This is a genomic window from Arcticibacterium sp., assembly GCF_055134445.1.
On the sequence record NZ_JBSRVI010000107.1, the window covers coordinates 17506 to 27511 of the forward strand.

At 37.8% G+C, this 10006-nt stretch carries 7 protein-coding genes; 4 read left to right on the forward strand and 3 right to left on the reverse strand.

Annotated features, from left to right (window positions below; genetic code table 11):
* Nucleotides 1-7 precede the first annotated feature (7 nt).
* On the forward strand, nucleotides 8-1084 hold the full coding sequence (aroC, locus tag ACTBZY_RS14235) for a chorismate synthase (protein ID WP_463047007.1): 1077 nt from the start codon (nucleotides 8-10) through the stop codon (nucleotides 1082-1084).
* A 318-nt stretch (nucleotides 1085-1402) separates the two neighbouring features.
* Here the strand turns inward: aroC and ACTBZY_RS14240 are convergent, their stop codons facing one another.
* Nucleotides 1403-1918, reverse strand: a complete 516-nt coding sequence (locus tag ACTBZY_RS14240; protein WP_463047008.1) for a phosphoribosyltransferase family protein — start codon at nucleotides 1916-1918, stop codon at nucleotides 1403-1405.
* A gap of 90 nt (nucleotides 1919-2008) precedes the next feature.
* On the opposite strand from ACTBZY_RS14240, the gene ACTBZY_RS14245 reads away from it, so the two are divergent.
* The gene (locus ACTBZY_RS14245; protein WP_463047009.1) at nucleotides 2009-2437 is read left to right on the forward strand and encodes a DUF4783 domain-containing protein; all 429 of its coding nucleotides are present in this window, start codon (nucleotides 2009-2011) and stop codon (nucleotides 2435-2437) included.
* Here the strand turns inward: ACTBZY_RS14245 and ACTBZY_RS14250 are convergent.
* Both ACTBZY_RS14250 and ACTBZY_RS14255 read right to left on the reverse strand, forming a co-directional pair.
* The gene (locus tag ACTBZY_RS14250; protein ID WP_463047010.1) at nucleotides 2434-2997 is read right to left on the reverse strand and encodes a hypothetical protein; all 564 of its coding nucleotides are present in this window, start codon (nucleotides 2995-2997) and stop codon (nucleotides 2434-2436) included. The two genes, ACTBZY_RS14245 and ACTBZY_RS14250, sit on opposite strands and share 4 nt — an antisense overlap.
* Before the next feature lie 2 nt (nucleotides 2998-2999).
* Nucleotides 3000-5405: an endonuclease MutS2 gene (locus ACTBZY_RS14255; RefSeq protein WP_463047011.1), complete on the reverse strand. Its 2406-nt coding sequence runs from the start codon at nucleotides 5403-5405 to the stop codon at nucleotides 3000-3002.
* A gap of 261 nt (nucleotides 5406-5666) precedes the next feature.
* Here ACTBZY_RS14255 and ACTBZY_RS14260 point away from each other — a divergent pair, with 261 nt between their 5' ends.
* Together ACTBZY_RS14260 and ACTBZY_RS14265 are read left to right on the forward strand one after the other, a co-directional pair.
* Nucleotides 5667-9089, forward strand: a complete 3423-nt coding sequence (locus ACTBZY_RS14260; RefSeq protein WP_463047012.1) for a M36 family metallopeptidase — start codon at nucleotides 5667-5669, stop codon at nucleotides 9087-9089.
* Nucleotides 9090-9215: 126 nt separating this feature from the next.
* The coding region (locus tag ACTBZY_RS14265; RefSeq protein WP_463047013.1) for an NAD(P)-dependent alcohol dehydrogenase at nucleotides 9216-10006 on the forward strand (791 nt) is incomplete at its 3' end.

Genomic DNA, 10006 nt, shown 5'->3' on the forward strand with positions numbered 1-10006 from the left:
ATAAATAATGGGAAGCACGTACGGTAAAATTTTTAATATTTCTACGTTTGGTGAGTCACACGGAAAGGCCATAGGTGTGGTGATAGATGGATGCCCATCAGGAGTGAAGTTTGATGAGGATTATATACAATCTGAACTAGATAAGCGTAAGCCTGGGCAGTCTAGAATTACAACCCAAAGGAAGGAAGCAGATAGTGTGGAAGTGTTGTCTGGGGTTTTTGAAGGAAAAACCACAGGAACACCGATAGCCTTGGTCATTCATAATGAAGACCAGCGAAGCAAAGATTACGGGCATATAGCTGACAAGTATAGACCTTCGCATGCAGATTACACTTACTCTGCCAAATATGGCAACAGAGATTACAGAGGAGGAGGAAGAAGCTCTGCTAGAGAAACGGCAGCCAGAGTAGCGGCGGGAGCTATTGCTAAAACCATTTTGGCCAAAAAGGGTGTGAAAATAGCCGCCTATGTCAATCAAGTGGGAGCTTTGAAGCTAGAAAAAAGCTATCAGGAGCTAGATTTGAATACAAGGTACGATAACGACGTGAGATGCCCAGATGCCGAGATGGCTCAGAAAATGTTTGATTATATAGACGATACCCGCAAGAAGGGAGACTCTATAGGTGGCATAATCACTTGTGTGGTCACTGGTGTGCCAGTAGGCTGGGGAGAACCGGTTTTCGATAAACTACATGCAGAACTTGGGAAAGCCATGCTAAGCATCAATGCAGTAAAGGGTTTTGAGTATGGAAGTGGTTTTGAAGGGGTAAAACTATATGGTTCGCAACATAATGATGAATTCTATACAGACGACGATTTAAATGTAAGAACCAAAACTAACCACGCAGGTGGTATCTTAGGAGGAATCAGCAGTGGTGAAGATATTTATTTCAATGTGGCCTTTAAACCAACGGCAACTATCATGAAAGACCAAGAGAGTATCAATGAAACAGGCGATGACGTGATAGTATCAGGTAAAGGACGCCACGACCCATGTGTTCTGCCAAGAGCTGTACCTATCGTGGAAGCCATGGCAGCTTTAGTTTTAGTAGACTTTTATCTAAGAGCTAAAGCCGACAAATAAGAATTACAGATCTTCTAAAAAATTGAGTAGGACTTGGAGCTTTGTTTCCACCAAGTTCCGCTCGTTTTTTTGCTTTAAAGCAATATCTTCTCGTAGAAGCTTGAAGGATGGCTGATATCGAAATCGGTGAAGAAACTGATTTTCTGTTTTATCGCGATGAATAGGGTAAGCCTATGCTTTCGTTTTTGATGGCGGCATTATAATTAAAGGTAATTCTTAGATTTAAATACCTTGAAAATCGCCTCAATAAGGACAATATACCAGTGCCAAAAGTAGTGTGCGTATCTTTTGTTAAAGTGTGAATTTTCACCTAATCGTTTAATAAAGATAAACCCCATATTTTTTCTGGTCGTTAAGTATCACTTTAACGTGATCATTAAGTGTAGTGGCGAGGTTATAGCCCACGTAATCTGCTCGGATAGGAAACAGTAAATAGTCTCTATCTACCAATACCGCCACTTGTAAGCTTTTTAAAGGAATAGACATGAAAGGGCGAAAAGTGTAGGCTAAAGTTCTTCCAGTATTTAATACGTCGTCTACCAAAATCACACTTTTTTTCTTAAAAGTATCAATTTCGCATTCTATGGTAATGTCTGGCTGGCTCTCAGCCTCCTTGTCCAATATGATTTTTGCAAGAAATATTTCCTTGTCAGATATGTTTTTTAACTCCTCAGATATCTCTTCTGCCAGGTGGTAACCTTGGCCATTAATACCCGCTATAACCAGTTTTTTTTCCTTAAAATTGCCTTCATAGATTTGAAAAGCCATTCTCTTGATTTTCTGTTTGGTCTGTTCAGGATTGAGCAGTAATTGTACTTCTTTTATATCCATCATATTCTTTGCGTATATCGGTGTTTCTGGCACAGTTTATGCAAATTTAATCAATATATAAATTGTCAGGAGAACAAACTTCACATAAAACTTATGAAATACATTTTCGGTATACTGCTTTGTCTAATGTTGACAAATTCAGTAGCATTAAAAGCAGATTATGATAAAGGTTCGGGTTCTCTAAAGGAAATAACGGACTTGATAGCGACTTCATTTAACCATGGAAATGCAGATTTACTTAGAACATTATTGGCCTCAGAGTTGGAATTAGTGATAGACTCAGAAAAAATAGAATACGCCAAGATAACGCAAGAGAGAGCAGGATATATTTTGTCTTCATTTTTTAAGACCAATCCACCAGTGGAGTTTGGGTATGTTTACCAAGGAAATACTTCCAAAACTTTAAAGTATTCGGTGGCAAGCTATAAAAGTAAAAACAAAGAGTTTTTCATTTATATGCTCATTAAAGAGAATCCTGACCACACTTTTGGAATAAAAACATTACAGATGAGAGAAAACTAAAGAGAGAAAAAAGTCTCGTCGGTTTTATCTACTTTTACCAAGGTCGTAATATTAAGTATTCTGTTTTCTTCTCCTAATATAGCCGTAGCCACTAAATCTAGGGCATGTTGTTCTGTTTCTGCATCTAGCTTTTCTAGGTTTGGAGCATACACATAGAAACTTTTTCCGTCTTGCTTAAAAGACCAGTCTTTGGGATCTATAATATAGACGTCCAAGTTTTGGTCATAGATTTTAAAAGGCTCCATATACCTTACTTTTTCTCTGGCATAAGCAAACTCCCAGAACTCCATTTGAGGAGCCTTAGAAATTATTTTTTTAGAAATTTGAAGTAATTCAAATACCCTGTTTGGTGAAATTACTAATTGGTACTTTTTGAAGTTTCCTTCGTTTATTTCCCAAGTGAAATGCCCAAACGAAAGTATTTTTTCGTCGAAGAAATTACTGAGTTCTTTCTGCTTTAAGTCGGAGCCATCTTCCAAAACCCTTATAAAAAGAGCATTGTTTTTCTCAAACCACAACCAAAATTTCTTAATTTCCTTTAGGGAGTTATCTGTTTTCATATTTACGCTAAACTAACCAATGAAACCCCATGTCCACCTCTGTCGGCGTGTTCATCTTTAAAACCTTTCACTTGTTTGTATTCTTTTAGGTGGTTTCTCACTAGGTTTCGCAGTATACCGTCTCCTTTACCATGTACTATTCTAAGTTCATTATACCCCAGCATAATGGCGTCATCCATGAGGTTGTCTAGTTCCAGCATGGCCTCTTCCATCCTTTTACCTCTAATGTCTAAGTTAAAGCTGAAATTGGCCATTTTTTCAGACATATCCACGCCGTTTACTCTGGCTCGTGGCTTTTCTTTGGTGGCAGTTTTGAAAGCTTTCTTATTTACTTTCTCTAATCTATTGGCTTTTATGTTGGTCTTTAATTGGCCTATGGCCACTTCAAAATCTCTGCCTTTAATGGCTATTACTTCACCAATGGTTTCTTGCCCTTTAATTTTGACAAAAGACCCAATTACAATGGCTCCGTCCTCTTTTAGCCACTCGTCTTTTGGTGTAACAGTTGCTTCCTCTTCAAGCGTTTCTTCCTTCAGCGTTTCTAGCTTTTGGCGGATAATCTTGGTTTTCTCTTTATCAGCTTTATTTTCTTTTATATCACGAATGGCTGTTTCTATGGCTTTATTACTGTCTTTTAATAGTCTTTTGGCTTCAGCTTTAGCGTCATTTAAAATTCGTTTTTGCTCACCATCTAAGAAGTCCTTAAGTCCGTTGTATTGCTCTATTTTTTGTTTTAACAAAGCATTTTGTGAAAGGAACTCTTGATTCTTTTCGGCAAAAACTTTCTTTTCAATCTCCAGCTCTTTCAGCATCTTTTCAAAATCTACTTGCTGGGTGCCTAGTTTTTTCTTGGCATTTCTAGTGATGTAATCTGGCAATCCAATCTTACTGGCTACTTCTAAGGCAAATGAGCTACCTGGTTTACCCATTTCTAAGATATAAAGCGGCTCTAACTGCTCGCCATCAAATTTCATCGCTCCGTTTTGCAACCCGGCGTTTTTATCCGCGAAGATTTTTAAGTTGGTGTAGTGGGTATTGATAACCCCTAAAGCTCTAGATTTAACAAAGTTTTCAAGGAGCGATTCCGCTATGGCACCACCCAAATTGGGCTCCGTTCCAGTGCCAAACTCATCAATTAAGAAAAGCGTGCTTTTGTTGGTGTTAGAAAGGAAGAAATTCATATTGGTCAAATGAGAGCTGTAAGTACTCAAGTCGTTTTCTATACTTTGCTCATCGCCAATGTCAATAAATAGATTTCTGAAAATACCAAGTTTAGAATCAGGGGAAACGGGCACTAGAAAGCCACATTGAGCCATGTATTGAATTAAACCAATGGTTTTAAGCATCACAGATTTCCCCCCTGCATTTGGCCCTGAGACAATCAGAATTCTGTTTACTGGGTTGAGTTCTACGTTTAAAGGAATAGTTGGCTTGCCCAGTTTTTGGTGAGCTAAATATAAAATAGGATGCTTCGCAAAATTCCATTCTAGTATTCTTTCATTGACTAGAAGTGGTGCTGTGGCATCTAAATCCACTGCTAATTTGGCTTTAGCTCTTATAAAGTCCGTAATGCCTAGTAGGAAATAGGCTCTCTTTAGTTCTAAGATATGTGGTCTGATATGAGCCGTAAGGTCGCGAAGTATCTTTATAACTTCTCTTCTTTCCTTTATCTCTAAATCACGAATTTCGTTATTGGCTTCCAGCACCTCAGAAGGCTCTACAAAGGCCATCTTTCCAGTGGCGGATTCGTCATGAACAAAGCCTTTCATTTTACGCTTATGCTCTGCCAATAAAGGAATAACCAATCTGCCGTTTCTTACCGTCAGGGTCATATCTTCACCAATCCAGCCTGAGTTTTTGGCGGTCTTGTAAATACGTTCTAAAGTTCTTCTAACGGCACTTTGCTCTGCTAAAATCTTTTTACGAATTAAGAATAGCTCTTTAGAGGCATTGTCTCTTACGATGCCTCTTTCGTCTATAATACCGTCAATAGTTGAAATGATTTCTTCTAAGTCTAAATCTTCAGAAATGGACTGTTTCACCATTTCCACAAGAAGTGGAAATTGAATTTCTTTTTCGTCAAAAAACTGCTGAATCTGCAGTATAGTGGTTAAAGAGAGTTTTATGTCAAAGAAAAGTTCTTCTGAAAGATATGCCCCTACAGTTTGTGCACTGGTCAGAGCATCAGTTACATCTAAGAAGTTTTGCTCAGGAAATGCCGAATGAAGCTGCATGATGAGTTTAAATTCAGCAGTTTGTCCAATCAGCTTTTTAACCAAAGGATAATTATCCGAGAAACGAATTTTATCTACAAAGCTCCTTCCTAAATCACTCACACAGCGTTCTGCCACCAATTCTCTGATGGTGTTAAAACCTAATTTTATCTCAATGTTTCTCGGGTAGAGCATGTATACTAAAGTTCAATTGTAGTTCGACTGCAAAATTAGCCAAAAGCAATGGGAATGCTTGCTTCAGGTTTTTTAATAATCTTCCGTTATTGATGCTTTTTGACTTATCAAAGCAGCTTTATTTAACAAAGCGGGCCATAAATCTGTAAGATTTTGCTTGTTTATTTTGCTGGAATAGTACCGACTGGATAAATGCTAGACAACTGCAAAGTTTGAATATGCCCTCAGAAAACGCTATATTAAGAAACGATACTTTTAATCATGAAACTATATAGAAGCATGAAAACGAGAAACTTAAGTACTTGCTATTTGACTGTTTGCGGTCTATTTATATACATTATTGGTAATGCACAAGATGAATTCTTGGTGGCAAAAAACTACTTAAAGGATCATGCTAAAGAACAGAAATTGAGTCTATCAGAAATAGACAATTTAATGGTGTCGAGTGAATATTTCTCAGCTACCACAGGTCTTTATCATATTTACTTGAATCAAACGGCTCAGGGTATTGATGTCTATAATGGTTTGCTGAGTTTAACTTTGAAAGATAAAGAAGTCCTATTTGTTGGAAACAGCGTTATTGAGAATTTGAATTCTAAGTTACCTAAGATAGATTTTAAGTCTTTAATAACTCCGACGAGTGCCATACAAAAAGCTGCCCTTAGTGTAAATTTAAATGTGAGTAAGCAATTAAAGGAGATGTCTTCCATATCTCTTACTAATACGTTTTTTAAGGAAGTTGTTTTTACCGATCATCAACTCAGCGATGAAAATATACTTGTCAGGTTATACTGGTATGCATCCAATGAAAAAGGAATAGTTGGCTTACATTTGGTATGGGAAGCCAACATCTATGAAATAGGAGATAAACACAATTGGTCGGTTAAGATTGATGCCATAAGTGGGAAAGTTTTGGACACAAAAGACCATGTTGTTCATTATCCATATGGAGAAACAACCAATAAAAGCGTTGAAAAGTCTGCACGTTTAGGAGGTAAGGAAATAAATCATTCCGAGAGTACCTTGTCAGCAAATACTTATCGGGTTTTTGACTATCCACTTGAAAGTCCAAACCATGGTTCAAATTCGTTGGTTACTTCTCCATATACCAAATTTGCACCTGCAGGCACTGGACCAGGAAGCACAAACGGATGGCATAATGACGGTGCAGAAGACTACGATATCACCAAAGGAAATAATGTAAGAGCCTATGAAGATACTAGTAATGATAATGTAGATTGGCCTGTTGATTTTACTCCTTCTTCTGCAGAATTGAATTTTGACTATGCTTATAGCCATGGTTTAAACACTGCATCGGCGAATCAAAATGCAGCCATCACAAATTTATTTTACTGGTGTAATTTGCTCCATGATGTATTGTATAAATATGGATTTGATGAACCTGCAGGGAATTTTCAAAATGACAACATGGGAAGAGGAGGTTTGGGCAATGACTACATTAAAGCCGAAGCTCAAGATGGCGGTTCAATGAACAACGCCTTTATTTCAATACCAGTCGACGGACAAAGTGGTCGAATGCAACTAGGTTTATTCGATCAAGGCGACACTTATGATGGCGATGGAAGTTTCGATAATGGCGTAATAGCCAATTTATACGGGCAGGGCTGGTCTCAACGCCTTACTGGCGGTGCAAATACTGTTTCTTGTTTACAGAATGTCGAAAGTGGAGCCTATGCTTGGAGCGATTATTTGGGATTGATGTTAACCACAGACTGGTCATCACTTTCGCCAAATCTGGCGAGTGCCAATCTTTCAAGGGGTATAGGAACTTATGTATTTGGTCAACCGACGAATGGAGTCGGAATTCGACCTTATCCATATTCTTATGACATGGCAAATGTAAATCCTCTTGTTACTTATGGTCAGATAGCAAATACGGCATTTACAGCACCACATGGAATAGGTTCCATTTGGACTACCATCCTCTGGGATTTGACTTGGGAATTAATTCTTGAAGACAATCAAATTATTGATAATATATATGACGTACCAATCAACTTAGCTGATATGCGAGGAAATGTGGCGGCCTTAAAGCTTGTAAGTACTGGTTTGTCCATTCAACCTTGTTCTCCAAGTTTTATTGATGCCAGAGATGCCATATTGCAAGCTGACCTTAACTTATTTGGCGGTAGATATCAATGTGCTTTAGCAAGAGCATTTTCTCGCCGTGGTCTAGGTCAAAATGCTTCAACAGGGCTTTCAAGTCATGACAGAATAGTTACAGAAGATTTTACGCTTCTATCGAGATTTTTAACATCTAGTCTAACACCACCTGCGATTTGTTCTAATTTGTCTTTTGTGTACGAGGCACTTGCTGATAATGCTCCGCCGAGTGCCACTTTGTCATGGACGAGGCCAATCGTTGTAGGAATAAGTAATAGTGTAGGAGCAGGATCTGGACCTTTCATCAATGAAGTTTTAATTAACAGTACAGAAAAACCAATATCTGTCGATTATATTTTTACAATTTCCGAAGATCCTTGTAATCCCACAGCAAGTCAAAAAGTGAGTGTAGTTGTGAATCCTGGCCCGATGCCTTTAATCGGAGCATATAATGTCTGCCAAAACGGAACAGTTCCCATTGGAGAAGGTCTTCTAGCTTCAGAAAGTCTGGATACAGTTTATAATGGTACTATTGTTTCAGACAGCACTTATAATAGGTCTAGTTCTAATAATAATTCTAATACTTATATTGCCTCTGGTAAGCTATGTTATTTTAGGGTAATTCCTTTTATTAGCCCATCAACTGGTTCATTCTCTTTTGAAACTACAGACGGTTCAATAAACGACACTTATTTAAGCTTATATCAAAATGCATTTGACCCAAGTAATCCGGCAACAAATTTTTTAAGAGGGGATGATGATTCAGGGGTTGGTTCGAAATCGAAAGTCACAGAATCACTAGTTGAGGGCAATATGTATTTTCTTGTAGCTTCAACTTTCGCAGTCGGAATTGTCGGAAGTTTTACAACAAAAAGTTCGGCATCCGTTGAATTTATCCGTCCATGGACATGGGGATCGTTTCCAATTGGCGGAGACTTTTTGAGCACGGAAAATGTATTCAATCCAATTGGAGTTTCGGGCTCTGGTATTGCTGATACCGGAACACCTATTTCTAAAAACTATTATTTAGGCGATACTACTTATTCGTCTTGCCGAACACGGGTAACTTTCGCTGTAAATGAACCAACTTCGAGTTCGGGAACCGTAATTGATACATTTGTTTGTAGTCGTAATAATAAAGGAATGTTATTTTTAGTTGGAAATATTGGCCCAATAAAACGTTGGGAGTCTTCTATAGACGATTTTGTTAATATAGAAATCATTTCAAATACTGCCGATTCATTGGAATTTAAAAAGGTGAAGCAAGATACAAAATTCAGAGCCGTTATTCAGAATGGTGCTTGCCCCGAAAAAAACGCCTCTAGTGGTTTAGTGTCTTTTATTCTACCTCAACTTTTTTTAAGTAGTCCAGATCACGACGTAGGAGATATAGTTAAAATGTTTGCCGCCAAAGAAGATTTAACAGCCACAAACAAATTAAATTCGGGTGCCAAAATTCGAATGAAAGCAGGCCAGTCAATTCTAATGGATGAAGGTTTTCAGGTAGAACAAAACGCTACATTTGTCGCTGAAATAGAAGATATCTGTGCCACTGACTAACGTTTTAAAGTTTATTGAATTTTGGGTTTAATAGCTAAACTTATTAAAGTTAAACCATTCAAAAGTGTTTTAAACCATTGATAATTTAGCCCATCATGATTTTCGTTAGAAAATGTATTTTTAATTATGAAAGCTATCAAATGGTTAAAGTACGGTGTTCCAGAGCACCTCAAATTAGAAGATTTTCCGAAGCCTATACCAAAGCAAAACGAGGTTTTAATTAAAGTGAAAGCAGCTTCTGTTAATAGAACAGACTGTGCCATTTTCTATGGAAAACCCTTTTTTATGCGTTTAATGACGGGTGTTTTTAAACCCAAAGTTATTATTCTTGGTACCGAGTTTTCAGGAATTATAGAAGAGGTAGGTAAAGAAGTGAGCGGTTTTAAGAAAGGTGATGAAGTTTTTGGCTTAAATACAAATGGACTAAGAGCTCATGCCGAATACCTAGTGCTTTCTGATAAAGAAGCTTTTGCCATAAAACCCAATCAGCTCACTTTTGAAGAAGCGGCAGCCTGTACAGAAGGAGCTCATTATGGGCTTAATTTTCTAAACAAGGTGGATTTGAAAGCGGGCGATAAAGTTTTAGTCAACGGAGCTACTGGAGGCATAGGTTCGGCTACATTACAACTTGCCAAGTATTATGGTGCGGAGGTAACGGCCGTAGCAAATACCAAAAACTTAGATTTAATGAGAACGCTTGGGGCTGATAGGGTGATTAATTATGAAACGGAAGATTTCACCCGATTAGATACACCGTTTGATTTCATTTTTGATGCCGTAGGCAAAAGCACATTTTTTAAATGTAAACCAATTCTGAAATCAAAGGGAGTCTACATCTCTTCTGAATTGGGTCCATGGTCGCAAAATCTCTTTTTAACGATAGTAGGGAAGTTTTCAAAAGGAAAGAAGGTGAAGTT